At 60.6% G+C, this 22,833-nt stretch carries 25 protein-coding genes; 6 read left to right on the forward strand and 19 right to left on the reverse strand.

Going from position 1 to position 22,833, the window contains the following annotated elements; translation table 11 throughout:
• Position 1 precedes the first annotated feature (1 nt).
• The 4 genes from ACN0TA_RS00550 to trxA all read left to right on the forward strand — a co-directional run bounded on the left by ACN0TA_RS00550 (position 2) and on the right by trxA (position 7,655).
• Positions 2-745, forward strand: a complete 744-nt coding sequence (locus ACN0TA_RS00550; RefSeq protein ID WP_417578737.1) for a nucleotidyltransferase family protein — start codon at positions 2-4, stop codon at positions 743-745.
• Entirely contained in the window at positions 745-3,807 is a 3,063-nt protein-coding gene (gene addB, locus ACN0TA_RS00555) for a double-strand break repair protein AddB (protein ID WP_417578739.1), read from the forward strand. Before ACN0TA_RS00550 ends, addB begins: the two co-directional genes overlap by 1 nt.
• The gene (gene addA / locus ACN0TA_RS00560) at positions 3,804-7,223 is read left to right on the forward strand and encodes a double-strand break repair helicase AddA (RefSeq protein ID WP_417578741.1); all 3,420 of its coding nucleotides are present in this window, start codon (positions 3,804-3,806) and stop codon (positions 7,221-7,223) included. The genes addB and addA overlap by 4 nt, the downstream gene beginning before the upstream one ends.
• A 108-nt stretch (positions 7,224-7,331) precedes the next feature.
• Entirely contained in the window at positions 7,332-7,655 is a 324-nt protein-coding gene (trxA, locus tag ACN0TA_RS00565; RefSeq protein ID WP_417578743.1) for a thioredoxin, read from the forward strand.
• Positions 7,656-7,753: 98 nt separating this feature from the next.
• Here the strand turns inward: trxA and ACN0TA_RS00570 are convergent, their stop codons facing one another.
• The 17 genes from ACN0TA_RS00570 to ACN0TA_RS00650 all read right to left on the reverse strand — a co-directional run bounded on the left by ACN0TA_RS00570 (position 7,754) and on the right by ACN0TA_RS00650 (position 18,593).
• Entirely contained in the window at positions 7,754-9,046 is a 1,293-nt protein-coding gene (locus ACN0TA_RS00570) for a bifunctional folylpolyglutamate synthase/dihydrofolate synthase (RefSeq protein ID WP_417578745.1), read from the reverse strand.
• Between the two features lie 26 nt (positions 9,047-9,072).
• The gene (accD, locus tag ACN0TA_RS00575; RefSeq protein WP_417578747.1) at positions 9,073-10,065 is read right to left on the reverse strand and encodes an acetyl-CoA carboxylase, carboxyltransferase subunit beta; all 993 of its coding nucleotides are present in this window, start codon (positions 10,063-10,065) and stop codon (positions 9,073-9,075) included.
• 72 nt (positions 10,066-10,137) lie between these two features.
• Positions 10,138-10,965 (reverse strand): tryptophan synthase subunit alpha, encoded by an 828-nt coding sequence (gene trpA, locus ACN0TA_RS00580; protein ID WP_417578749.1) that lies wholly within the window; start codon positions 10,963-10,965, stop codon positions 10,138-10,140.
• A gap of 213 nt (positions 10,966-11,178) precedes the next feature.
• Positions 11,179-11,361: a hypothetical protein gene (locus tag ACN0TA_RS00585; protein WP_417578751.1), complete on the reverse strand. Its 183-nt coding sequence runs from the start codon at positions 11,359-11,361 to the stop codon at positions 11,179-11,181.
• 116 nt (positions 11,362-11,477) lie between these two features.
• A complete protein-coding gene (locus ACN0TA_RS00590) occupies positions 11,478-11,894 on the reverse strand; it encodes an SRPBCC family protein (protein ID WP_417578753.1) in 417 nt (138 codons plus the stop codon).
• On the reverse strand, positions 11,891-12,328 hold the full coding sequence (locus ACN0TA_RS00595; protein ID WP_417578755.1) for a DUF1801 domain-containing protein: 438 nt from the start codon (positions 12,326-12,328) through the stop codon (positions 11,891-11,893). The genes ACN0TA_RS00590 and ACN0TA_RS00595 overlap by 4 nt, the downstream gene beginning before the upstream one ends.
• Before the next feature lie 10 nt (positions 12,329-12,338).
• The gene (locus ACN0TA_RS00600; protein ID WP_417578757.1) at positions 12,339-12,758 is read right to left on the reverse strand and encodes a DUF1801 domain-containing protein; all 420 of its coding nucleotides are present in this window, start codon (positions 12,756-12,758) and stop codon (positions 12,339-12,341) included.
• A 3-nt stretch (positions 12,759-12,761) separates the two neighbouring features.
• Positions 12,762-12,992 (reverse strand): hypothetical protein, encoded by a 231-nt coding sequence (locus ACN0TA_RS00605; protein WP_417578759.1) that lies wholly within the window; start codon positions 12,990-12,992, stop codon positions 12,762-12,764.
• Positions 12,989-13,312 (reverse strand): ArsR/SmtB family transcription factor, encoded by a 324-nt coding sequence (locus ACN0TA_RS00610; RefSeq protein WP_417578761.1) that lies wholly within the window; start codon positions 13,310-13,312, stop codon positions 12,989-12,991. Before ACN0TA_RS00610 ends, ACN0TA_RS00605 begins: the two co-directional genes overlap by 4 nt.
• Positions 13,313-13,563: 251 nt before the next feature.
• The gene (gene trpB / locus ACN0TA_RS00615; RefSeq protein WP_417578763.1) at positions 13,564-14,784 is read right to left on the reverse strand and encodes a tryptophan synthase subunit beta; all 1,221 of its coding nucleotides are present in this window, start codon (positions 14,782-14,784) and stop codon (positions 13,564-13,566) included.
• Between the two features lie 13 nt (positions 14,785-14,797).
• Positions 14,798-15,445: a phosphoribosylanthranilate isomerase gene (locus ACN0TA_RS00620; RefSeq protein WP_417578765.1), complete on the reverse strand. Its 648-nt coding sequence runs from the start codon at positions 15,443-15,445 to the stop codon at positions 14,798-14,800.
• A complete protein-coding gene (locus ACN0TA_RS00625; RefSeq protein ID WP_417578767.1) occupies positions 15,445-15,795 on the reverse strand; it encodes a lipopolysaccharide assembly protein LapA domain-containing protein in 351 nt (116 codons plus the stop codon). The genes ACN0TA_RS00620 and ACN0TA_RS00625 overlap by 1 nt, the downstream gene beginning before the upstream one ends.
• 146 nt (positions 15,796-15,941) lie before the next feature.
• Entirely contained in the window at positions 15,942-16,223 is a 282-nt protein-coding gene (locus tag ACN0TA_RS00630) for an integration host factor subunit beta (RefSeq protein ID WP_417578769.1), read from the reverse strand.
• A 71-nt stretch (positions 16,224-16,294) separates the two neighbouring features.
• Positions 16,295-17,230, reverse strand: coding sequence for a signal peptide peptidase SppA (gene sppA, locus ACN0TA_RS00635; protein ID WP_417578771.1), 936 nt, complete (start codon positions 17,228-17,230; stop codon positions 16,295-16,297).
• A 74-nt stretch (positions 17,231-17,304) separates the two neighbouring features.
• Positions 17,305-17,802 carry a GNAT family N-acetyltransferase gene (locus ACN0TA_RS00640; RefSeq protein ID WP_417578773.1) on the reverse strand — a complete coding sequence of 166 codons (498 nt, stop codon included), beginning with the start codon at positions 17,800-17,802 and terminating at the stop codon, positions 17,305-17,307.
• 90 nt (positions 17,803-17,892) lie between these two features.
• Complete coding sequence (locus ACN0TA_RS00645) at positions 17,893-18,291, reverse strand: VOC family protein (RefSeq protein WP_417578775.1); 399 nt, start codon at positions 18,289-18,291, stop codon at positions 17,893-17,895.
• A complete protein-coding gene (locus ACN0TA_RS00650; protein ID WP_417578777.1) occupies positions 18,288-18,593 on the reverse strand; it encodes an ArsR/SmtB family transcription factor in 306 nt (101 codons plus the stop codon). Before ACN0TA_RS00650 ends, ACN0TA_RS00645 begins: the two co-directional genes overlap by 4 nt.
• Before the next feature lie 194 nt (positions 18,594-18,787).
• Here ACN0TA_RS00650 and ACN0TA_RS00655 point away from each other — a divergent pair, with 194 nt between their 5' ends.
• The gene (locus ACN0TA_RS00655) at positions 18,788-19,657 is read left to right on the forward strand and encodes a division plane positioning ATPase MipZ (protein WP_417578779.1); all 870 of its coding nucleotides are present in this window, start codon (positions 18,788-18,790) and stop codon (positions 19,655-19,657) included.
• A gap of 20 nt (positions 19,658-19,677) precedes the next feature.
• Here the strand turns inward: ACN0TA_RS00655 and ACN0TA_RS00660 are convergent, their stop codons facing one another.
• Positions 19,678-20,688, reverse strand: a complete 1,011-nt coding sequence (locus tag ACN0TA_RS00660) for a YeiH family protein (protein WP_417578781.1) — start codon at positions 20,686-20,688, stop codon at positions 19,678-19,680.
• Positions 20,689-20,782: 94 nt separating this feature from the next.
• Here ACN0TA_RS00660 and ACN0TA_RS00665 point away from each other — a divergent pair, with 94 nt between their 5' ends.
• Positions 20,783-21,676 (forward strand): LysR family transcriptional regulator, encoded by an 894-nt coding sequence (locus ACN0TA_RS00665; RefSeq protein ID WP_417578783.1) that lies wholly within the window; start codon positions 20,783-20,785, stop codon positions 21,674-21,676.
• Here ACN0TA_RS00665 and ACN0TA_RS00670 read toward each other — a convergent pair.
• Positions 21,673-22,794: a transporter substrate-binding domain-containing protein gene (locus tag ACN0TA_RS00670; protein ID WP_417578785.1), complete on the reverse strand. Its 1,122-nt coding sequence runs from the start codon at positions 22,792-22,794 to the stop codon at positions 21,673-21,675. The genes ACN0TA_RS00665 and ACN0TA_RS00670 overlap by 4 nt on opposite strands.
• Positions 22,795-22,833: the final 39 nt, after the last annotated feature.

The raw sequence follows: 22,833 nt of genomic DNA on the forward strand, positions 1-22,833 counted from the left end.
CATGAGCGATTCCTTTCCCGTTCCACCGATCCCGATGCCCGATGTCATGCTGCTCGCGGCAGGACTGGGCACACGCATGCGGCCCATAACGTTTGAAAAGCCCAAGGCGCTTATCGAGGTGGCGGGCAAGCCGTTGATCGATCACGCCATCGATGCGGCACTGGCCGAGGGCTGCACGCGGTTTGTCGTCAATGCGCACCACAAGGCAGAGATGATTGCCGCCCATTTCGCACGGCTAGAAAGCGCCCTGCCCGACCTTGCATTCGCGGTGAGCCCCGAAAAGGACAGGCTGCTCGATACTGGCGGCGGGCTGCGCAAGGCATTGCCGCTCTTGGGGTCGGACCCGGTGCTGGCGCTCAACACCGATACGTTCTGGCTTCCCGGCGAAGACACTCCCATCGCCCGCATGCAGGCGCGCTTCGGGGCGGGTGATGCCGATGTGGTGCTGTTGTGCGTGGCGCCAGACGAGGCCTCGGGATTCCGCAAAGGCGCCGATTACTTCATGGATGAAACCGGCCGGCTGACCAAGACGCATGGCAGGCCGATGGTTTATGCAGGGGCTGCACTGATATCGCGCGAGCTGGCGGCCACTGGACCGAACGTGCCGTTTTCGCTCTACAGGCATTTCGAGACGGCGCGCGAATCGAAGCGGCTTTGGGGCGTTACTATCGCCGCACAATGGTTTCATGTCGGTGACCGTCAGGCGCTTGAACGCACCGAGCAGGATATCGGCGCGCTCGTGTGATGGCGCATCGGGACACAGTTTTTTCGATAGCGCCGCACGCGCCGTTTCTCGCGACCCTGGCCGAGGCGATCATCGATGGACGGATAGCGCCCGACTGGCAGCGCGAAGGACCGTTCTGGCTTTCCGATTTCACGATTTACCTGCCAACGCGGCGCGCTGCCAATGCGCTCTCGCGGATCCTGGCCGAACGGTTGGGCGACACGCCCATGCTGCTGCCCGATATCCGCCCGTTGGGCGGAGACGATCCGAGCCAGGAGCCATTCATTCCGCCCTATGAGCCTGTCGAGCTGCCGGGCGCTATCAACAGGTTCAAGCGTCGGTTGCTGCTTGCCGAAATCATCGAACGCTGGCTGGTCGTGCAGGGCGATGGTGCGTTCTCATCGCCCGGTCCCGGCGGATTTTCGGGCGCGCCTAATGGTGCGGAGATTTTTGCGCTGGCGGATTCGCTGGGGACGCTGATCGACGACTTCACGATTGCGCGGCGCAACCCGCAATCACTCAAGGCGATTGAAAGCGATCAATTGCCGGCCCAATGGCAAGACCATCTCGATTTCGTGACGTTCGTACTCGATGCCTGGCCGAACATTCTGGCCGCAGAGGGCGAGATGGAGGCAGCGGCACGCACCAATGTCCTGCTTGAGCGCAAGGCCGCATCTTTAGGGGTCATTCACGGGGACAAGCCTGTTGTCGTCGCTGGTTCGACCGGTTCGATACCGGCAACGGCTGATCTGATTGCCGCTGTGGCCGGGCTGACCAATGGAGCTGTGGTTCTGGCCGGGCTCGACTCCCAAATCGAGCTCGAAACGCTGACCGATCCGCGCGTGAACCCGCATGGGCATCCGCAATATGGGCTTGCCCGCCTGCTAAAACGCCTGGGCACATTGCCTGGGGCCGTAACCCAATTGGTGCCGCAGAACGCGCCGCGCACCACGATCCTCAATGCGGCGCTGGGCCTGCCCGATGCCACCGCAAAATGGCAAGCCATTGCTCAAGGCATGGGGCCGGGCCTGACTGAGGGCACCGCGGGCCTGTCACTGATGGTGGCGCGCACGCCCGAAGAAGAGGCACGAGCCATCGCCGTTTGCGTGCATGACGCGCTGAGCCACGACAAGTCCGTGGCGATTGTTGCGCCCGATCAAACCCTGGCGCGGCGGATTTGCGCCGAACTGGCGCGATTTGGCGTGCCGCTTGATGATGCTGCCGGGACGCCGCTGCTGCTCTCGCGCGCCGGGCGACTTGTGCGTCAGGCCGTGTCGGTCCTGGCCAATGGATTGGCCGCCGTCGATCTTGTCGCACTGCTGCGCAACCGGCATGTGGCGCTGGGACTTGGACGGGCAGACGTAGCGCTGGCCGGCCAATGGCTCGACCTTGGCGTGTTGCGCGGCCAAAGACCCCTGCCCGGCTTTGCCGGTTTGCGGCGCGCCATTGCCGACAATCTTGAGGGCATAACGCGACGCCCGGCATTAAGACTCGATCAAAACAAGGCCCGGGCCTGCCTTGCCTTGATCGATGCCCTGGAGGCGGCGCTTGCACCCCTGGCCGCACTCATGGCGCGTGAAGGAATTGCTCCAAGCGAGGTCGCGAGCACGATCGGCGAGACAATAACCGGTTTGAGGAACGTACCGCAGGGCAACAAGACTGCGATACTGGAGGGCGAAGACGAGCTCACGCGCTGGATCGATCTGGCATCGCGCCAGGGCGCTCGCGGGCCAAAGCTCTCGGGCTGGGGGCTGGCCTTTGCGCTTAACGGTCTGATGGCGGGCCAGAGCGTGCGACCGCGCCAGCCCGATGCAGAGGATGTTCAGCTTTTTGGCCGGCTCGAAGCGCGCCTGATGAGCGCCGACCGGGTGATCCTGGCTGGGGTGATCGAAACCGTCTGGCCCGAAATTGCCGATCCGGGCCCGTGGATGAGCCGGGGCATGCGCCTGGCGGCCGGTCTGGAACCGCCCGAAAAGTTGCACGGACTGGCTGCGCATGACTTTTTGATGGCAGCGGGCGCTCCCGATGTCGTGTTTACCCTGCCCGAACGGGCCGGAACATCGCCCGCCAACCCCTCACGGCTTATCCAAAGGCTTGAGGCCTTTGTCGGCCCGGAAATCAACAAGGCAATGCAGGCGCGCGGAGCTCAATGGGTTGAGATGGCGCGGCGGCTCGATGCGACTGGGCTGCCACCACAACCCGCAGTCAGGCCCACCCCAAAGCCACCGGCCGATGTCCGCCCGCGCAGGCTTTCGATTACCGAGGCCGAGACCTTGCTGCGCTCACCCTATGACCTTTATGCGCGCCACGTCCTGGGTTTGCGGCGTATCGACCCCCTGGGCGCTGATCCCGACCATGCCGAGCGCGGCACACTGATTCACGATATTCTCGGCGATTTCCTCCAGGCCGGTCACGATCCTGACGATGCCGACGCATTTGACACCATAATGGCCATCGCACAGACACGTTACGGGCGGCTCGATGCCATACCGGCGCGGCGCGATATCTGGCTGGCGCGGTTTGGCGCGATTGCGCGCGCCTTCCTCGATTTCGAGCGCAACAGGCCACAGATTACGGCGCGGACGGCCGAAATAGCAGGCCGGATCGAATTGCCGCTATGCGACCCTCCATTCATTCTGTCAGGCCGAGCCGACCGGATCGACAGGACGGTATCGGGCGGGTTGGAAATCATCGATTTCAAGACCGGACAGGCACCGGCACCAAAGGAAATGAAACAGTTTTTTGCGCCGCAATTGCCGCTGGAAGCTCATATGGCGCGGGTCGGCGGGTTTGTGGGGGCCGAAGGGCTGACCGAGGCCATGGCGTTCATCAAGCTTTCGCATGGGCCAAAGGCACTTGAGATCACTCAATATGCCAGCCCGGACGGCATGAGCCTTACGCAAGCCATCGACACAACATTCTCGCTGTTTCAAAACCACGTGGCCGCCATGTTGCTGCGCGACGATTTTCCGATGACGGCGCGGGTACTCCCCAGGGCCAGTCAGCGCTTCAAGGGCGATTACGACCATCTGGCGCGCACCGAGGAATGGACGCTGCTCGATGGCGGGGAAGAGGGCGAATGAGCAGCGACGCGCTTCTGGTTCCCGCCGACACCACGGCCAAGCAGGCACGCGTCGCCGAGCCGCGGGCCAATGCCTGGGTTTCGGCCAATGCCGGATCGGGCAAGACCTATGTGCTTTCGCGTCGCGTGTTGCGGCTGCTGCTTGACGGCGCAGCGCCTGAAGCGATTTTGTGCCTGACCTATACCAAGGCTGCTGCTGCGGAAATGCGCCACAGGGTAACGGGCATCCTGGCGGGTTGGTCACGGGCCGATGAGGCCGAGCTGGAGCGCGAACTTGCCCAATTGCTGGGACAGCGCGCGAGCGCGGCCGAAAAGCTGCGGGCGCGCAGTCTTTTTGCCCATGCGCTCGATACGCCGGGCGGGCTCAAGATCAACACAATCCACGCATTTTGCGAGGCTGTGCTGCAACGGTTTCCACGCGAAGCCGGCGTGCCTGTCAATTTTACGGTGATCGAGGACGAGGCGGCAACGCGTCTGCTGCGCGAGGCACGTGAAGAGGTGATTGCCGACGGGCTGGTGGCCGACGGCCCGGTGGGCGAGTCGGTCCGGACGCTGTTCAATGCGCTGAGCGACAGCCAGATCGAAACCGCGATTGCACAATGTCTTGCCAACAATCGCAAGCTTGGGCCGATCCTTGCCGATCCCGAGCGGGCCATCGCCGCCATGGGGGCCAGCTTGGGGGTGGGGCCGCGTGAAACCATAGATAACTTCAATCGCGAGGTTATTGCGGGGATGCTGGTATCGACCGGCGAGTATCCGGTCATCTGGTCCCTGACGCCGCCGGGCACTGCCAAGCGTGCGGCATTTGAAGACAAGCTCGAACGCGTCGATCGGGCATCGCCTACGGCCAGCCAGCTGTTTTCGGCTTATCTTACGGCTGCAGGGACAGCACCAAAACGTGGCTTTCCGGCGAAGGCAATTGCAACGGCGATGCCTGAGCTGGCCGAACGGCTGGCGCTGGAGGCCGAACGGCTCGAAGGGCTGTTTGAAAAATCCAAGGCCCTGAACATTGTCCAGAACAGCGCCGCGCTGACGCGCGTTCTTGCAGCAATCCTCAAGCGCTATGAAGCCCAAAAGCGCGCGCGTTCGCTTATGGATTTCGATGACCTTGTGGCGCGGACGGCAGCGCTTTTGAGCGACAAGGGCATGGGTGAGTGGGTGCGCTACAAGCTCGACGCCGGGATCGATCACATTCTCGTCGATGAAAGCCAGGATACCAATCCCGAGCAATGGGCGGTGATCGATGCGCTGGTCGAGGACTATTTCTCCGGGGTGGGCGCGGCGCAAAAGCCCAAGACGATCTTTGCCGTGGGCGACCCTAAACAGTCGATCTATTCGTTCCAGGGGGCCGAGCCGAAACTGTTTCTGGACAAGGGCCGCCAATTGGCGGCGGCCGCTAACGCCGCGGGGCGCACCTGGCACGGCGAAGTGCTGCGCACCAGCTTTCGCACACTTGGCGAAGTGCTGGACGGCGTCGACAAGGTGTTCAACCGCTCCGATATCGCAGCATCGCTGCTGGCCGAGCCGGATTCGATCCGGCATGAGGCGGCGCGTCAGCGCGCTGGCGGGCGGATCGAAATCTGGCCAGTAATCGAAAACCCCGATAATCCCGAAATCCCGGAAGCCTGGCCGACCGAGCCGGTTGAAAGCCAGGCAGCTGCGCCACGGCAACTGGCCAACAGAATTGCCGATACAATCGCTAGCTGGATCGAGATCCGCGCCCCGATCGGACCGGGCGGTCGGGCGATACGGCCCGAGGATATTCTGATCCTCGTCCAGAAACGCAAGGGGATCTTTCCCGAGATCGTGCGTGCCCTAAAGCAACGCAACATCGCAAGCCCCGGCGCCGACCGGCTGCCGGTGTCAGCCCATATTGCCATCGACGATCTTTTGGGGCTTGCCGATTTTCTGCTCAATCCGGCCGACGATCTGACGCTGGCAGCAGTGCTGCGCTCACCCCTGTTTTCGATATCGGAAACAGACCTTTTCAATTTGGCGCATGGGCGCGGAAAATTGAGCCTGTTTGAACGCCTGGGGACGAGTACACTGGCGGCCGCGCAATCGGCTCATGAACGGCTGAGCGGGCTGCGCCAACGGCTTGATTTCGACAGGCCGTACGAGTTTTTTGCGCATGTGCTTTATGGGCAGGGCGGGCTCAAGCAGTTTCACGCGCGGCTCGGCGAAGAGGTCGACGAAGTGATCGCCGAGTTCGTCGATCTGGCGCTTGAGCACGAACAGTCCGACCAGCCTTCATTGACCGGCTTTGTTGCGACAATGCGGGCATCCGATATCATCATCAAGCGCGACCTCGTGGCCAAGGCCGCCGGGGTTCGGGTGATGACGGTACATGGCGCCAAGGGGCTCGAAGCGCCAGTGGTCATTTTGGCCGATGCTGCGACAAAGCCGCGGGCAGTGTCCGATGCCGTGTTCTTTGGCCGCCATGACGGCGCACACTTCCTGCTCTATTGTCCAAGCAAGGACTATCATTGCGACGCCTCCCGGCCGCTGCGCGCGGAAATCGAGGACCGCAATATCGCCGAATACTGGCGCAATCTCTATGTGGGCATGACGCGAGCCGAAGAGGCGCTGCACATAGCCGGAACGCTCGACAGCCGCACCAAACTCGAGGAAACCTGGATGGGCGCCGTGTCAGGCGCGCTGGGCGAACACAGTGCCAAGATTTCCGATCATCGCGGTGACGTCCTGCGGTTTCCGGCTCAGGCAGAGCCATCCCGAAGCGCGGGCCTGCAAGCAGATGAGGGGCGCACCTCAACAAAGCCGCTGAGACTGGAGCAACCACCAAGACGGACAACGCTGCCGATTCTCACACCGTCGCGGCACGATGAAGCCTATGTGTCCTCTGGACTGGAAACGGCAACGGAAACGCTGATCGATGCGCGGGGCGCGCGTATGCGCGGCATCGCCCTGCATGCGTTGCTGCAACATCTGAGTGACGTGCCTCGCGACCAGAGGGACGCTGTAGCCCTAAGCGCCGCGCAAACGCTCTTGCCCGACGATCCTGACCTTGCCGGACCTGTGGCAGAGCGCGGACTGGCGATCCTTACAGATCCGGCCCTCGCGGGCCTGTTCGGACCGGACAGCCGAGCTGAGGTGCCGTTCTCGCTCAAGATTCGGCATGGCGAGGTTGATGCGCGGCTCGAAGGGCGTATCGACAGGCTGATCGCGGGCGAGACCATTTTGATCGTTGACTACAAATCCGATGCCGGAGTGCCAGATAGCCCGAAAGCAGTTTCGGCGGGCTATGTGCGGCAATTGGCGCTGTACAAGCTTGCTATAAGCCGTCTGTTTGCCGGAAAGCGGATCGAAGCGGCGATCTTGTGGACCCAAACCGCATCGCTGATGACCATTCCTGACACGCTGCTTGATGATGCGGCTCGAGACGTCACGGTGCTGTGAGACGGAGAGGTGACAGACAGGCTTGAACTGGCTTCCGACTCTGCCTAGCTATAGTGCAACGCAATTTTCAAAGGCCCATATCTGGGGCCTGACAGTAAAGGTAGTGCCATGACCGGACACGTTACAGACGCCAATTTCTCCACCGAAGTGCTAGGCTCCAAGGAACCCGTGCTTGTTGATTTCTGGGCGGAATGGTGCGGACCGTGCCGGGCGATTGCTCCGATCCTTGAAGAAATTTCCGGCGAAATGGCCGGCAAGGTCAAGATCGTCAAGCTCAATGTCGACGAAAATCCCGGAATCGCCGCTCAGTATGGTGTGCGCTCGATCCCGACCATGATCCTGTTCAAGGCCGGTGAAGCCGCCGATATCAAGATTGGCGCCGGAACCCCAAAGGCCGGTCTTGTTAAATGGCTCGAAGGCCACGCGGCCTGAGTTTGATCGACCCGGATTCTCGCCGCTCCTTTCGTTTCGGCGAGACGACAAAACGCCTCCATCCTTACCGGTTGGGGGCGTTTTGTTTTTCTCGAGCCTCAGACCGGTGGCGTCTTGTTTTGGCGCAAGACAGCTCCTGCAAGATAGAGCGATCCACAGATCACGATCCGCGCGCCCTCGAAATGGGCGGCGCGCTGGAGAGCAGCGGGCACTGACCGGGCGATGGTTGTCGGCATCCCCAGCGCCTTGGGAAACCCGGCCAGGGCGCGAGCCGGCAGGGCGCCGGTCTCGCCGGGGATGGGAACGGTAAAGACGTGACTGGCCATATCGGCAAAAGGCGCAAAGAAATTGGCTGCGTCCTTTGAGGCCATCATCCCGGATATCAAAACCAGGGGCGCAGGGCGGGTCTTGTTCATATCCTTGAGCGCCGTGGCCAGCGCTTGGGCGCCTGCTGCGTTGTGGCCGCCATCAAGCCAGAGTTCCTGGCCCTCAGCAGTGTAGGACGAAAGCGCGCCGCGCAGAGCCATGAGGCGGCCCGGCCATACGACCGAGCGCAACCCAGCACCGAGCTGGGCATCATTCTCAACGAGGGAAAACCGGCGCATAGCGGCTATGGCGAGCGCTGCGTTATCGATCTGATGCGCGCCGGCCAGGGCAGGGAGCGGCAAATCAAGCAGTCCATCATCATCTTGATAGACGAGCTTGCCGCGCTGGGCAAAGCCATCGAAATCAACCCCGGCAGTAAACGGCGCGACCCCGCATTTGCGTGCTTCTGCTTCAATGACGTCCATTGCCTGATCGGGCTGGCGGGCGACAACCAACGGGCTGCCCCGCTTTACGATGCCGGCCTTGGCCGAAGCGATCTCTGCCAGAGTATCGCCGAGAAACTGGGTGTGGTCCGAGGAAATCGGCGTGATGATCGTGCCAAGCGGATTTTCGATGACATTGGTTGAATCAAAACGCCCGCCAAGGCCGACTTCGAGCAGCAGATAGTCAGCGGGCACGCGGGAAAACAGCAGGAACGCGGCGGCCGTGGTGATCTCGAAAAAAGTGATCGGCTTGCCATTGTTGGCCAATTCGCATTCTTCGAGTGCCCCATTGAGGGCCCGCGAAGATACGAATTTTCCGGCCAGCCTGACCCGTTCGCGAAAAGCGACGAGGTGGGGCGACGTATAGACATGGACGCGTTTGCCTTGGGCTTCGAGCATGGCGCGCAGCAGCGCAATGGTCGATCCCTTGCCATTGGTGCCGGCCACGTGAATGACCGGGGGCAACCTGTCCTGCGGACGGCCAATGGCCTCAAGCATGCGCTCGGTGCGCCCCAGCTCAAGGTCAATAAGCTTGGGGTGCAGCGTGAGCAGCCGCTTCAATATCGCGTCGGTGCGAGACACGGCTGTCCTGGGGTTCTATGGGCTAACTATTCGGCGTGGCCAGCGACCGGAGCATTGGCCAGAAAATCATCATCCCCATCGCCTTCGGCAGCGATTGCGGCATCACGCATGCTGACAGGCGCCGCAGTCGCCGGAGCGCTTTGACGGGCAGCCGGAATGGCGTCATTGGCCGGAGCTTTGGTAAAAAGGCCAATCAGCGAGCCGATCGTCGAGCGCAGATTGTGACGATGAACGACCATATCGACCATGCCATGCTCGTAGAGATATTCCGAGCGCTGGAAGCCCTTGGGCAGCTTTTCACGGATCGTCGTCTCGATCACCCGCGCACCGGCAAAGCCGATGACCGCGCCAGGTTCCGCGAGATGCACGTCGCCCAGCATCGCGTAGGATGCCGTAACGCCGCCGGTGGTTGGGTTGGTCAGGACCACGATGTAGGGCAGGCCAGCCTCGCGCAGACGCTGTACGGCGACAGTGGTGCGCGGCATCTGCATGAGTGAGAGGATACCCTCCTGCATGCGGGCGCCACCAGAGGCCGTGAACATGACAAACGGCGTGTGGTTGGCCAGCGCCGCTTCCAGACCCGTCACGAGGGCCGAGCCGGCAGCCATACCAAGCGAGCCGCCCATGAAATCGAAATCCTGAACAGCAACCGTCAACCTGGCGCCATAGAGGTCGCCCTGGGCGACGAGCATGGCATCGTCATTGCCGGTCTTGGTGCGGTATTCCTTCAAGCGGTCGGTATAACGCTTGGTGTCGCGAAACTTCAGCGGATCGGCTGGAACCGATGGCAGTGCGAGCTTTGTGTACTGGCCATCGTCGAAGAAATGGCTCAAGCGATCAACCGGCTTGATCTTCATGTGGTAGCCCGAATTGGGCACGACCCACTGATTGGCCTCAAGATCGCGATGGAACACCATTTCCCCGGTTTCGGGGCATTTGACCCACAGATTATCCTCGACCTCGCGGCGATTGAGGAAGGAGCGAATCTTGGGGCGAACGACGTTGTCGATCCAGTTCATTTTTCTCGTCTCAGCTTTTCATTTCGACGACGGGCGTCGTCAAACATGTAGGAGGCAATTGTGGCAATACTATCAGCTTCTGGCTGAACGCGCACCCTGTGACAGGGTGCGGACCAGATTGTGAACAGCTTGTGGCGTTCCCAGGCTGGCTCGGCCATTCTCAAGTGACTTTTCAACAGCGCTAACCAGCGCTGATCCCACGACGACGCCATCGGCGTCCTTGCCGATAAGCGCGGCGTCTTCGGCAGATTTGATGCCGAATCCGACGGCCACCGGCAGATCTGTATGGGCCTTGATGCGGTTGACAGCTTCACCGACAGCGGCGCGGTTCTTGATCTCGGCGCCAGTGATACCGGTCATCGAGACGTAATAGACAAAGCCCGAGGCATTGTTGAGAACTGTAGGCAGCCGGTTAGCGTCGGTGGTCGGAGTGGTCAGCCGGATAAAATTGAGCCCCGCGGCAATCGCGGGGATACAAAGCTCGTCATCTTCCTCGGCGGGCAGATCGACAACGATCAGGCCATCGACGCCGGATTTGACGGCATCGGCAATGAATTTTTCAACGCCGTAGATATAGATCGGGTTGTAGTACCCCATAAGAACTATGGGGGTTTCATCATCAGCCTGACGGAAGCGGGCGACCATGGCGAGGGTCTTTTCAAGACTCATGCCCGCGGCAAGAGCGCGCTGACCGGCAAGCTGGATGGCAACGCCATCGGCCATGGGATCGGAAAACGGCATGCCGAGCTCGATCACGTCAGCGCCGGCGGCGGGAAGCCCGGCCAGAATGGCGTCAGCGGTTCGGGGGTCAGGATCCCCGGCCATGACGAAAGATACAAAGGCGGGGCGGTTTTCAGCCCGTGTCTTTTCAAACCGCTTGTCGATACGCGAGGCGACCATGAAATCTCCGGGTGGAATTAGAGCTCGTTTGTCCTGCGGCCGAACCGGGAAAGCCAGCGACTTCTCCTGCCCGCACGCCATGTTATTGCGGGGATAAAGGACAGGTTGGGGGGCCGAGTCAACAGACCTTGTCGACCGTTTGCCACTGAAACGCAAAAGGCACCCGGCCTGGGGCGGGGTGCCTTTTGATGCGACAGGCGAAAACGGCCAAAATTACTTGCCGTTGAACGCTGTATCAAATGCGTGACGTGCCAGATCAGACCGCGTCAGCCCGCGCGCGCGCAGTGCATCGTCGGACAGGTTGGACAGATCGCTGTACAGGTTCGATGCGTTGCGGGCCCGGCCCACGTCACCGAAAAATCCCGAGATGGAAGCGAAGACGCCGCTGCGTGCCATATTCAAATCTCCAGACAGATGTTTGATTTCTTGACACTTAAATGCGCCCGGCCCGGCAGATTAACAAGCGCCCAACGGGTATTCCAGCCATGCGCGAAACGAGGGGCTTGCCGTTGCTAGTCGATTCCGGCGACCAGTTTTTCGAGGTTTGCGAGATATTCCTGCCAACCCCATTTGGCACCGCCAATTGCCTGTTTCTGCTCAGGGCGGAACCCTGTCTGTTCCATCCGCAGATGTGTCCCGCCATCGACAGGTGTGAGGGTGAAGACAATTACGCTTTCCAGTGAATAGGCCGGATCGTCGTGAGGGTGGTTCCAAGTGTAGGAGAGGGTCTTTTCCGGCTCGATGGCCAGGACCTGGCATTGGACGCCGCCCCAATCGCCGCGCAGGGTGAAATCATGGCCGACCTCAGGCTTGAAATCGGTCTTCATCAGCCACTCTTCCATCAAGTGAGGCTGGGTGAGCGCGCGCCAGATCTTTGCAGGCGGATGGGGCATCTCACGTTCGACGGTAACGGTGATCGGCTGGTTCATTGGGCTTTATCCCCTGCTGGCTTTTTTGGCCGTGCCGGCTTTTTGCTGGCATTGGTGACGGCTGCGGCGACAATCAGCGCCTTTAGCGCGTCTTCATCGATTTTTGCGTCCTCGTGGATGTCGATGGCGCGGCGGGCATTACCCTCAAGGCTGGCATTGAACAGCCTGGCCGGATCGTCGAGCGAAGCGCCCTTGGCAAAGGTGAGCTTGATATAGGTCTTGTAGCTCTCGCCAGTGCAGATAATGCCTGCATGTGACCAGACCGGCGTGCCGCGCCATTTCCATTCCTCGATCACCTCGGGCACAGCCTCATGAATCAAAGCCCGCACCTTTGCGAGCACCTTGCCGCGCCAATCGCCTAGCTCGGCAATGCGCTTGTCGATCAATTCAGATGCCGTCGCACCAGCGGGGTCGGGGGTGTCAGATTTTTTCATTGCTATAGCCTCACAATTTTTCGCCGGGAAGCTTGGCGGCCTGGGCGATCCAGGCTGCAAACTGATCCTGATCGAACCCCTTGTCCTCATAGATGTCGAGGTAGCGCACTGCGGGGTATTTCGACGTTCCGGGCGGCAACGGATCGAGATCGCTGCCGCTAAAGAACGTCACTTTGATATATTTGGTCATGCAGTGGTATGAGGTGAACCAATGGTCCTTTTCGACCCCGTAAAATGGCGAGTTCCATTTGACTGCCTTTTCCACATCGGGGACGACCTCGCCGATGATGGCATCGAGGCGCTGACCAATATCGCGCTTCCAACCCGGCATCGCAGCGATATAGGCCTGCACGGGGGCGTCACCATACCCCTTGGGAATTTGAGGGTTTCCGCCCGACAATAATACCGGCTTGTTATCGGTCTTGCCCATGAATCACCCCTTTTCGCCGACGCGCCGCGCACCGCGCCATTTGAGCCCATAGGGCAGCGCGAACAGATAGAGGCCGGTAAACAGCAACATAAACAGGGGAATCAGCGCCAGGAGATAGACCCAGAATGCCGGCTCCTCGCCGCCACTCAAGGCGATGAAATTGACGACAACGCCGAGCGTGAATGCGATTGCCAGCCACCGATGTGCCTGGCGAAACCATGCATTGAATTTCATTGATCCATCCTCCTCAGTAAATCCTCAAGATCATCGAACCGTGTGTGCCAGAACCCGGCCATCTGTCGTGTCCAGTCGGCTAGCGGGGCAAGGGCATCTATGCGGGCGCTGTAATGGGTATGGCGGCCTTCGTGGCGGTCGCTGACCAGGCCAGCCTGACGCAAGACGCCAAGATGCTTTGACACGACCGGCTGAGAAACGCCTGCACCCTGGGTCAGCGCGCCAACCGTCAATTCACCGCTCTTGCACAACCGCTCGAACAGCGCCCGCCGGGTCGGATCGGCCAGCGTGCGGAACAGAACGTCTTGATTGGTGGACATTGATAACGCATACCTCATTGGCTATACGTCAATTCATAGCCAACCAGCTATCTCTTGTCCAGAACTTTTATACTCTAGCTAGAATACGGGGCTTCGCCTGCACTAATCCATGTCGATTGGGGTATGCGTTTGCGCCACTGCCAATGGCCGGCCAGCTCCAGGAGAGGGTCAGGATCGCTCGGCACGGAAGGGCTATCGCGGCACCTGGGATGGCACCGCGTCTGGACGCATCGGAAATGCGGTAATGGGGACTAGAGCGCCATACCCAGATGCTTGCCCACGGATTCGACGTCTTTGTCGCCGCGGCCGGACAGACACAGGACAATGATCTCGTCCTTGCCCATGCTGGGCGCAAGCTTCATCACATGCGCGAGACCATGTGCGCTTTCGAGCGCCGGGATGATGCCCTCAAACTTGGTGCAGGCCATGAAGGCATCGAGCGCTTCGGTATCGGTAACGGGAACATAGTTCACCCGCCCGCTGTCGCGCAGCCAGGAATGCTCTGGACCGACACCGGGATAATCAAGACCGGCAGAAATCGAATGGCCCTCAATGATCTGACCGTCGGCATCCTGAAGAAGATAGGTGCGGTTGCCGTGCAAGACACCGGGGCGACCGCCGGTCATCGAGGCGGCGTGGCCGTTCTCGACATCGACGCCGTGACCTGCAGCTTCGGTGCCGAAAATCTTCACGTTCGGCTCATCGAGGAAATCGTGGAAGGTGCCGATGGCGTTTGAGCCGCCACCGATGCAGGCGACCAGCGCATCAGGGAGCCGGCCCTCGGCGTCAATGATCTGGGTGCGGATTTCCTGGCCAATGATTTTTTGGAAGTCGCGCACCATTTCGGGATACGGGTGCGGGCCGGCGGCGGTGCCGATCAGATAGTAGGTCGTATCGACATTGGTGACCCAATCGCGCAGCGCCTCGTTCATGGCGTCTTTCAGCGTACCCGCACCGGCGGTGACCGGACGGACTTCAGCGCCGAGCATTTTCATGCGCAGCACATTGGGCATCTGACGTTCGACATCGGTGGCGCCCATGAAGATGGTGCAGGGCAGACCGAACCGGGCGCAAACCGTGGCCGTGGCAACGCCGTGCTGGCCGGCGCCGGTTTCGGCGATAATGCGGCTCTTGCCCATCCGCTTGGCCAGGAGAATCTGGCCGATGCAATTGTTGAGCTTGTGGGACCCTGTGTGGTTGAGGTCCTCTCGCTTGAAATAGACCTTGGCGCCGCCAAGCTCGCCGCTCATACGCTCCGCAAAATAGAGCGGGGAGGGGCGCCCGGCGAAATGGGTGCGCAGATCGTCCATTTCAGCGTGGAATTTGTCATCGGCCTGAGCGGCCCTGTAGGCTTTTTCCAGATCAAGGATAAGCGGCATGAGCGTTTCGGCAACGAAGCGCCCGCCATAAATGCCGAACTTGCCGTTCTCATCGGGTCCCTGACGCAGGGAATTGGCGCTTTGCTGGGTCATGCTGGATAAAACCTTATTGTGCCGCGGCCCGGGCCTGGGCGATGAACCGGGTAATCAACCCGGCATCTTTTACGCCCTTTTCCCGCTCGACGCCCGAAGAAACGTCAAGGCCGAAGGGGTTGAGGGTTTCAACGGCGCGGGCCACATTGTCGATATTGAGCCCAGCGGAAAGCATGAAGCGGACCGAGGGGTCAAGGGTTTCGAGCAGCGACCAGTCAAACGCTGTGCCAAGGCCGCCAGGACGCGTTGCGTCTTTTGGGGGGCGCGCATCGAGAATCAGCCTGTCTGAAACCGGGCGGTAGGCAGGCACCTGGCGCACATCGTTTTTGTCCCCGATGGGCAAAGCCTTGATGATTTTCAGCCCCGAGCGCTCACGGATATCGGCAACACGACCCTTGGGTTCGCTGCCGTGAAGCTGGAGCCAGCCGGCGCCGGTTTCGACAGCAGCGGCAAGTGTATCATTGTCGGGATCGACCAGCAGGATGACAGTTTCGATCCGGTCACCAGCCTGGGCGACGCGCTTGGATATCTCGGCAAAGGGGATATGGCGCGGGCTTTTGGCGAAATGAACAAACCCCACCATGTCGGCGCCCTCGACAATGACATGTTCGAGGATTTCGGGGGTCTTCACCCCGCAGATCTTGATGATGGGCTGATCCATCAGGCCAGCTCGTCGGCGGCACGCAATGCAGGATCGGGTTCGCGGGCAGCGGTGCGGTGCGAGCGCTCGAGATCGGACTTAAGCTTGTCGTTCTCGCGGCGCAGACGACGTTCCTGCTTGCGGTGCGTGCCCTGGGTGAACCAGACGGCCAGCCCACCCAGCGAAATGCCGATAAACAGCACAGCATAAATCACGAGAAACAACGGCACGCCATAACCGGGCGCAGCCTCATCGACAGCGACCAGCGGGTTGAAATTGACGGCTACAGTATGCCGGTTGGCCAGCGCAAAAACCAGAACCAGAAGGCAGATGGGCACGAGAACGAGCCAACCGATGATGCGTTTGCGCATAAGATTACTGTCCAATTGTCGCGCGGGCGGCGACAAAAAATGCCGCCAGCACTGCCGGTATCGCGATCCCGGGTCGGTTCCGGGACGTCGGCGGGGTCAGGTCCACCTTACCATCGTTTGCGGCAAGTGCCAGCCACTGAGCGGCGTCAGCCGCCGTTGAGCCGTTCGCGGATTTCCTTGCCGGCCTTGAATTGCGGCACGTATTTTTCGTCGACATCGACCTGTTCGCCGGTGCGCGGGTTGCGGCCGACGCGGGCAGGGCGATTTTTGACCGAAAACGCTCCAAATCCGCGCAATTCGACCCGATCGCCGCGGGCCAGTGCATCGCCAACCTCATCGAGGATGGCGTTGACGATGTTTTCGATATCACGATGGAACAGGTGCGGATTTTCCGCAGCGAGCGTTTCGATGAGTTCGGATTTTATCATGATCTGTCGCACGCCCCCCGGCGCAAATTGGGGTGTTCGACACCCTCGGGTAAGTTGTTGGGATCTTCACCTTAACGGGCGTGAGGGTGCCAAAGCGCAACCAGCCCGTCAAGCGGCAAGCCGGGCCAGCCGTTTTCACCGAACATACCGGCCAGCGATCCGAACACCAGATCGAGCCAACCCGGCGCGCGTTGGCGCGGCCAGACCGACACAATATCGAGATCGGGGTCGACACCGCGCTCGGCAGCGAGCCAGGCCATGGCGTCACTCTCACCGCCTGCCTGATCGACGAGCCCTGCCTCGATTGCCATGACGCCGGAAAGAATGCGGCCATCGGCCAGCGACAATGTCTGCTGGCGGGTGAGGCCACGGCGTTCTGCCACAAGGTCAACGAAATACGCGTATGAGGAATCGACAAGATCGGTCAGGGACTCGCGGACTTCAGGGCTGATCGGCTCGTCGAACTCGGGTTTTCCCTTGAGCGGCCCCGAAGCCACCTTGTCGAGATCAACGCCCAGGGTTTCAAATAATCCCGAGGCATCGACATGCTGGTAGTAAACCCCGATAGAGCCGACGATGGACAGGTTGCGCGCGTAGATGCGGTCAGTGGCAATGGCTGTCATATACGCAGCGGACGCGCCAAGCTCGCCGATTGTCGCGACCACGGGTTTTTGCTCGGCCAGCGCGCGCAGCGAGACATAGAGCTCTTCCCCGCCCGCAGTGGTGCCGCCAGGCGAATTGATGGCGACAATGACTGCCGACACAGTTTCATCTTCTGCCAGGCGTTCAAGCAGCGCTGTCCGCTCGGGATCTGTGGTGATGGTTCCAGCGATGGCAACACGCGCGACAACATCGCCGACCGGATTGAGCAGCGGCGAGAAGCGCGCAAGGCCGACACTGACAGCGACGGCCAGAACGAGAAAGGCGAAGATGCGCCAGCGGCCACGTGAACGGCGCAGCGCACGGGTTACCGGGATCGTTTCGACGGGATCGTCTGCGTGGGGCATCAAGGAGCATCCCAATTGAACATCGTGCGATGATCGCTATCGCTAACACGGCCCGGGCGCAACCTTGGAACGCTTCAGCCGTCTTGTGCCGCAGCGCGGATCATATAGCGCGCATCAGGCTCATAACTTGCCAGCTTTGCACTAAGGTGGAGATCCTGGCTTTGCGCAAACCCCATGCGCGTCCAGAAGGGGACCGATCCGTTGACGGCAACAAGGCTCAGCGCGCCAAAGGGCCTGGCGCGCTTGACGAGGGTTTCGACAATCTGACGCGCGGCGCCGCTGCCCCGCGCTGCGGGCAACAGGGCCAGATCGTGAATATAGAGCGTGTCACAAGGCTCGGGCAGGCGGGTCAACACCGTGTTGAGCGCAGGGATTGTCCCCAGCCGGTAGGGATGGGCCAGAAGATAGCCTGCAGGCTCACCATCGATTTCGAGCAGGAAACAGAATTCTTCTGCAATGGTCTGCCGGTCGGCAAACACCGCATCATCCTCGGGGAAATCGTGGTGGATTTTTGCCGCAATGGCCGAAACGGCAGCAATATCGGCGGAAACAAGTGGGCGCCAGTGAGCCATGAGAAAAACTGCGCAAAGTTTGGGTCGGAGTGAATGGCGCGGCAATGGCGCCGCGCTCAATAGAATTGGACTGCTTTCAAATACAAGCCGTTATTGCTGTGCGACCATCTGAACGATCTGGATAAGATTGCCACAGGTGTCGTCGAGCACGGCCATTTTGACCGGCCCCGCATCGGTCGGTGGCAGGGTAAATACAACGCCGAGCCCGACCAGACGCTCGTATTGGGCGTCGATGTCATCGACCTGGAACGAGGTCAGTGGGATGCCATCGGCGACAAGCGCATCCTTGAATGGTTTTGTAGCGGGGTGGCCGGATGGCTCGAGCAGCAATTGGACCCCGTCCGGAGCGTCGGGGCTGACCAGGGTGAGCCATCGGTTATCGCCATCTACGGGAATGTCGTGCTTTTTGATGAAGCCAAGCTTTGTCGTGTAAAAATCGAGAGCCTTGTTCTGGTCGTCGACATAGACTGACGTGACGTAGATCTTCATGTGTCCTCCTGAACCGATTGCATCCAGCCCGACGCGAGCCTGGCAATAGGGGTTTTGTTGAGACGATGGAGTTTTGTTGAGCCCTGCCATTCCACCTCGATGATTCCGGCAGCTTCCAGTGTGATGAGATGCCGGGAGAAGCCCTGCCGGGTCTGGCCAACGCCATGTGTCGCGACCACGCGCGTATAAAGCTCGAACAGGGACTGGCGATCCCTTTTGCCCAGCTCGACAATGATGAGGCGGCGCGTTGTGTCGCCCAGGGCACGGAACACCCTGTTCAGGCTTTCGTCTTCAGCGGTCATTAGCGCATAATGCAACAAATCTGTTGCACTATCAACTGTGTGGGGCCGTCGTCGCGGACCGCCGGGGATCACTGGTTCAACTTTCGGTTGAAAACCAGCCGCCAGCGCACGTGAGAAGGGGCAGCATTAAGGCCCCGTTAACCATGTTGACACCTGATAGAGCCATCTTGATTTGCTGATTTGGGGTATTGAACATGACACAGGCAGGCGCGCACATCATTGCTGTCGGCAATGAAAAAGGGGGGTCCGGCAAATCGACGACCTCGCTGCATCTGGCCGTCTATCTGCTCCATCAGGGCTATCGCGTGGGCACAGTGGATGTCGACAGCCGTCAACAAACGCTGACCCGCTACGTAAAGAATCGCAGGACCACGGCCCAGACGCGCGGGCGCGATATCCCGCTGCCCAAGCATCTTTATATTCCCACGGCCTGGGGCGATTCGATTGCCGAGAACCAAATTGCCGAGCGCGAGATCTTCTCCCGCTCGCTGGCCGGCCTGCGCAAAGATGTCGATTTCATCATCATCGACACGCCGGGCTTTGACTGCAACCTTGCCCGCGCGACGCTGGAGCTGGCAGACACGCTGGTGACGCCGCTTAACGATTCCATGATCGACCTTGACGTTCTGGCGCGTGTCGACGATCAAAGCGGCGAACCGATCCAAACAAGCCCTTATTCGCGCAATGTGCAAAAGGCACGTGCCGAACGGCTGCAGCGCACAGGCAGCACAATCGACTGGGTGCTTGTACGCAACCGCATTGCGCATCTGGGGTCGCGCAACACCAGCCAGGTGCAGCAGACAATTGAAAAGGTCGCCGAGCGCCTGGGCTGCCGGGTTGCCGAAGGGATTGCCGAGCGGGTGATTTTCCGCTCGCTGTTTACGCTGGGCATGACAGTATTCGACCCGCTCGAAGCGGACATTCTGGGATCAACGCCATCGATGTCCCATGTCAACGCGCGCCAGGAATATCGCAGCCTGGTTTCAGCGCTGCGCCTTCCAGTGCGTCTGCCTGTTCCACGGGCCGACAATGAGGCCAAGGCAGTCGAGCGGCTTCGGGCGTAAGGACAGTACGACCGAGGCGATCAACCCTGCGGCAGCAGCATCGCTGTCAGGATGGCCAGTGAGATCAGCGCTGCAATTGATAGCGCGCCTGCCAGAAGAACACGTCCGCCCGAGGCCAATACGGACCGTAAATCGACCGAGAGCCCCAGCCCAGCCATCGCGATGAGCGTCAAAAGCGACGAGGCCGTACCGAACAGCGACTCGGAACCGTCGGGCAATATCCCTGTCGTCCGGGCCGCCATCAGGGCGATGAAGCCGATGATGAACCAGGGCACGAGCAGACCCAACGCAACCGAACGGCCTCCGCGCCGCCCGTTGAGCAGACCCAGACCCACAATCATTGGCCCGAGCATGAGAACGCGGATCAGCTTGACCAATGTACCGATCTGCGCGCTGAACGTGCCAATGGGCAGTGTCGCCGCGAGCACTTGGGGTACCGCGTAAACCGAGAGGCCCGCGACAACGCCGTATTGCCATTGGGTCAGGCCGAGCAGGGCAAAACAGGCCGGCAGCAAGAGCACAACAACAATCCCGAGCACCGCTGTGAAGCTGATGGCTGCCGCAACATCTTCCGAGCGTGCGTCGACCAAAGGGGCAACCGCCATGATCGCCGAATTGCCGCAGATGGAGTTGCCACAGGCAACCAGCACTGCAAGCCGCGCCTCAAGCCCGATGAGACGCGCGATCAAATAGCTCAGGCCCAATGCAACAATGACCACGGCAGCAATCGAAGCGACAAGCGGGATGCCTGAGGAGAGCAGGGCTGCGGCGCCGATGGTCCCGCCGAGCAGAACGATGGCCAGTTCCAGAACAAGTTTAGCCGACAGCGTAACGCCCGGATAAAAGCGCGGCGCAAGGCCGACAAATGTATGGATGAGCGCGCCAAGCATGATGGCGAGGACGAGCCCGTCGATAAAGGGATAGCCCAATAGGACGGTTTGCAGCTCTTCACAGAGCCAGGCCAGGCCTGCCACGACACCGGACAACGCCAGCCCAGGACAGGTTGCTCGCAGATCCGGCCAAGTTGGCATTTTCTTCTCCCAGTGGTGCTATCACTGGACTATCCATTGCAAGCTTGTTGTTCTATCGCATAATTTATCATGTTTCATTCGATGGAATCGAACAATGACATTGGAGCAGTTGGCGATCTTTGTGGCCGTGGCCGAGCGCGAGCACATTACGCGTGCTGCCGAGGCCATCAACATGACGCCATCCGCCGTCAGCTCGGCAATCAAGGCGCTCGAAACGAGCCATGGCATCAGGCTGTTCGAGCGGGTGGGGCGGGGGATCGAGTTGTCAGGCGTGGGCCAGGCTTTTCTGCCTGAGGCCCGGCGCACCCTGTCCGCTGCGCGGCAGGCGGCAGGATTGCTTGATGACCTTGGAGGATTGCGGGCCGGGCACATATCCATCCACGCGAGCCAGACCATCGCCAATTACTGGCTACCGCCCCGCATGCTGGGGTTTGCCAAACGCTACAGCGGGATTTCCATTGCTTTTGAGGCCGGCAACACGAAAAGCGTGGCCAAGGCCGTTCTCGAGGGCGATGCAGAGATCGGGTTTATCGAAGGCAGCATCGATGAGCCCGCTCTGGACCCGACCCATGTCTATTCAGATGAACTGGTGGCCGTCGTCTCGAAAAGCACCCATACCCTGCCCGCGAATCCGACCGCGCTTGATGCCTATCGCTGGATCGTGCGCGAAAAGGGGTCCGGGACACGGACGGAGTTTGAACACGGTCTTGGTGCGATCGGTCTCACTGTCGCCGATTTCGACGTAGCGCTGACCCTGCCGACCAACGAGGCAGTACTCAATGCCGTGCTGAACAGTTCCAGCGCTGCTGCGCTTTCAAGGCTGGTCGTGGCCCCGTTTCTGGCCAGCGGGCAACTCAGACTGCTCGATGTCACCCTCCCCCCGCGCCATTTTACCATGCTGCACCACAAGGAACGCAGGCTCTCGGCTGCAGCCAAGGCGTTCAAGCAGATCTGCGTCGCGCCCGAACTGGCAAGCCGTGCACGCTAGGACTCGTCGCCGAAATAGCGCTGCTTGATCTCCTCAATCACGCCGCTTTCATGCGCGCCGATCAGCTCGATGGTCAAATCGCGGGTCAAATCGCTGCGCAGAGCCAGGCCGAACGCATATTTGTCCGGCGCAAAGATCGGGCCGACAACGGAGACGGGATAGCCGGGATTGGTGTGAGCGTAGTATTCAAGAACCGGCGCGTCGCCCACAATGGCTTCGATGCGGCCAGCAACCAGCGCGACCACAGCATCATCGATGCTTTCGAACGGACGAATGTTGAGCCCCGCTTCTGTGGCATAATCCTGGGATACACTGCCGGGCTGGACACCGACGAGGCGACCAGGAAGATCGGCTTCCGAATTGATCTGGCTATTGAGGGACAGTGTGGTCATGACGCTTGTGACCGACGAAGTGAGATACGCGAGAACGGCGATGCCGCAAACCAGCCACAGCCCCTGCCAGAACCGGCCGAGCCAACCGAACAGGTTCTTTCGCGCCGGGGGCCGTCCCGAGGTGGCTACCGACATGACAGTGTAGAACCCCTCGGCAAGCCCATCGCGCCAGCGGCGGGGGAAGTCCTTGTCGAAGTGGCGGTCGAACAGGGTGAGAAGGATTGTGGCGATGGCGATGACCGCGGCGATCCAAGCATAAGCACGCAAATGGCCGGATTCGCTGAGCCCGGCAATGAGGTCGGAAAAACTTCCACCAGCGTTTTCATCGACCATGATCCGCTGTCCTGCATCAAACCAGGGGTGCGTGAAATCGATCCGTTCGGCCCGTCCGCGCGTCACTGTCATGTTGGTGACGGCGACATCGACGACACCTTCTGCAGTGGCATCGACCAACGCACCAACGTTGGAAAACTGGACATACTCACTGTCATAATCGAGCTTGCCGACAAGCCATTGCCAGAGCTCGATGGCCATGCCGCTGTACTGGCCATCGGCTTCCATCACAAAGGGCGGGTGGACATAGACGCCGACGGTGAGGGGCTGGGTGGCGTCGGTCTGGTCCGACGCGTCCAACCCTTGCGCGCTGGCCGCCCCCACCAGGACAGTAAGCGAAACGATGGCAGCGACACCAAGCATTGCGATCCGCAGACGATTGATATTCATCATATACGGCCCCCTTTTTGCAACAATAAACCATGCTGCCAG

It is taken from the genome of Pelagibacterium sp., from assembly GCF_048264985.1.
Classification (GTDB): domain Bacteria; phylum Pseudomonadota; class Alphaproteobacteria; order Rhizobiales; family Devosiaceae; genus Pelagibacterium.

Excerpts from the sequence above, each read along its gene's own strand:
- trpA (WP_417578749.1), bottom strand. The coding sequence starts at position 10,965 with ATGGTCGCCTCGCGTATCGACAAGCGGTTTGAAAAGACACGGGCTGAA.
- ACN0TA_RS00605 (WP_417578759.1), bottom strand. The coding sequence starts at position 12,992 with ATGAAATTCAATGCATGGTTTCGCCAGGCACATCGGTGGCTGGCAATC.
- ACN0TA_RS00550 (WP_417578737.1), top strand. The coding sequence starts at position 2 with ATGAGCGATTCCTTTCCCGTTCCACCGATCCCGATGCCCGATGTCATG.
- accD (WP_417578747.1), bottom strand. The coding sequence starts at position 10,065 with ATGAACTGGATCGACAACGTCGTTCGCCCCAAGATTCGCTCCTTCCTC.
- ACN0TA_RS00660 (WP_417578781.1), bottom strand. The coding sequence starts at position 20,688 with ATGCCAACTTGGCCGGATCTGCGAGCAACCTGTCCTGGGCTGGCGTTG.
- addA (WP_417578741.1), top strand. The coding sequence starts at position 3,804 with ATGAGCAGCGACGCGCTTCTGGTTCCCGCCGACACCACGGCCAAGCAG.
- trpB (WP_417578763.1), bottom strand. The coding sequence starts at position 14,784 with ATGACCCAGCAAAGCGCCAATTCCCTGCGTCAGGGACCCGATGAGAAC.
- ACN0TA_RS00645 (WP_417578775.1), bottom strand. The coding sequence starts at position 18,291 with ATGAAGATCTACGTCACGTCAGTCTATGTCGACGACCAGAACAAGGCT.
- ACN0TA_RS00600 (WP_417578757.1), bottom strand. The coding sequence starts at position 12,758 with ATGGGCAAGACCGATAACAAGCCGGTATTATTGTCGGGCGGAAACCCT.
- ACN0TA_RS00625 (WP_417578767.1), bottom strand. The coding sequence starts at position 15,795 with ATGCGCAAACGCATCATCGGTTGGCTCGTTCTCGTGCCCATCTGCCTT.
- ACN0TA_RS00595 (WP_417578755.1), bottom strand. The coding sequence starts at position 12,328 with ATGAAAAAATCTGACACCCCCGACCCCGCTGGTGCGACGGCATCTGAA.
- ACN0TA_RS00670 (WP_417578785.1), bottom strand. The coding sequence starts at position 22,794 with ATGATGAATATCAATCGTCTGCGGATCGCAATGCTTGGTGTCGCTGCC.
- ACN0TA_RS00650 (WP_417578777.1), bottom strand. The coding sequence starts at position 18,593 with ATGACCGCTGAAGACGAAAGCCTGAACAGGGTGTTCCGTGCCCTGGGC.
- sppA (WP_417578771.1), bottom strand. The coding sequence starts at position 17,230 with ATGCCCCACGCAGACGATCCCGTCGAAACGATCCCGGTAACCCGTGCG.
- ACN0TA_RS00630 (WP_417578769.1), bottom strand. The coding sequence starts at position 16,223 with ATGATAAAATCCGAACTCATCGAAACGCTCGCTGCGGAAAATCCGCAC.
- ACN0TA_RS00610 (WP_417578761.1), bottom strand. The coding sequence starts at position 13,312 with ATGTCCACCAATCAAGACGTTCTGTTCCGCACGCTGGCCGATCCGACC.
- addB (WP_417578739.1), top strand. The coding sequence starts at position 745 with ATGGCGCATCGGGACACAGTTTTTTCGATAGCGCCGCACGCGCCGTTT.
- ACN0TA_RS00620 (WP_417578765.1), bottom strand. The coding sequence starts at position 15,445 with ATGGATCAGCCCATCATCAAGATCTGCGGGGTGAAGACCCCCGAAATC.
- trxA (WP_417578743.1), top strand. The coding sequence starts at position 7,332 with ATGACCGGACACGTTACAGACGCCAATTTCTCCACCGAAGTGCTAGGC.
- ACN0TA_RS00590 (WP_417578753.1), bottom strand. The coding sequence starts at position 11,894 with ATGAACCAGCCGATCACCGTTACCGTCGAACGTGAGATGCCCCATCCG.
- ACN0TA_RS00665 (WP_417578783.1), top strand. The coding sequence starts at position 20,783 with ATGACATTGGAGCAGTTGGCGATCTTTGTGGCCGTGGCCGAGCGCGAG.
- ACN0TA_RS00640 (WP_417578773.1), bottom strand. The coding sequence starts at position 17,802 with ATGGCTCACTGGCGCCCACTTGTTTCCGCCGATATTGCTGCCGTTTCG.
- ACN0TA_RS00655 (WP_417578779.1), top strand. The coding sequence starts at position 18,788 with ATGACACAGGCAGGCGCGCACATCATTGCTGTCGGCAATGAAAAAGGG.
- ACN0TA_RS00585 (WP_417578751.1), bottom strand. The coding sequence starts at position 11,361 with ATGGCACGCAGCGGCGTCTTCGCTTCCATCTCGGGATTTTTCGGTGAC.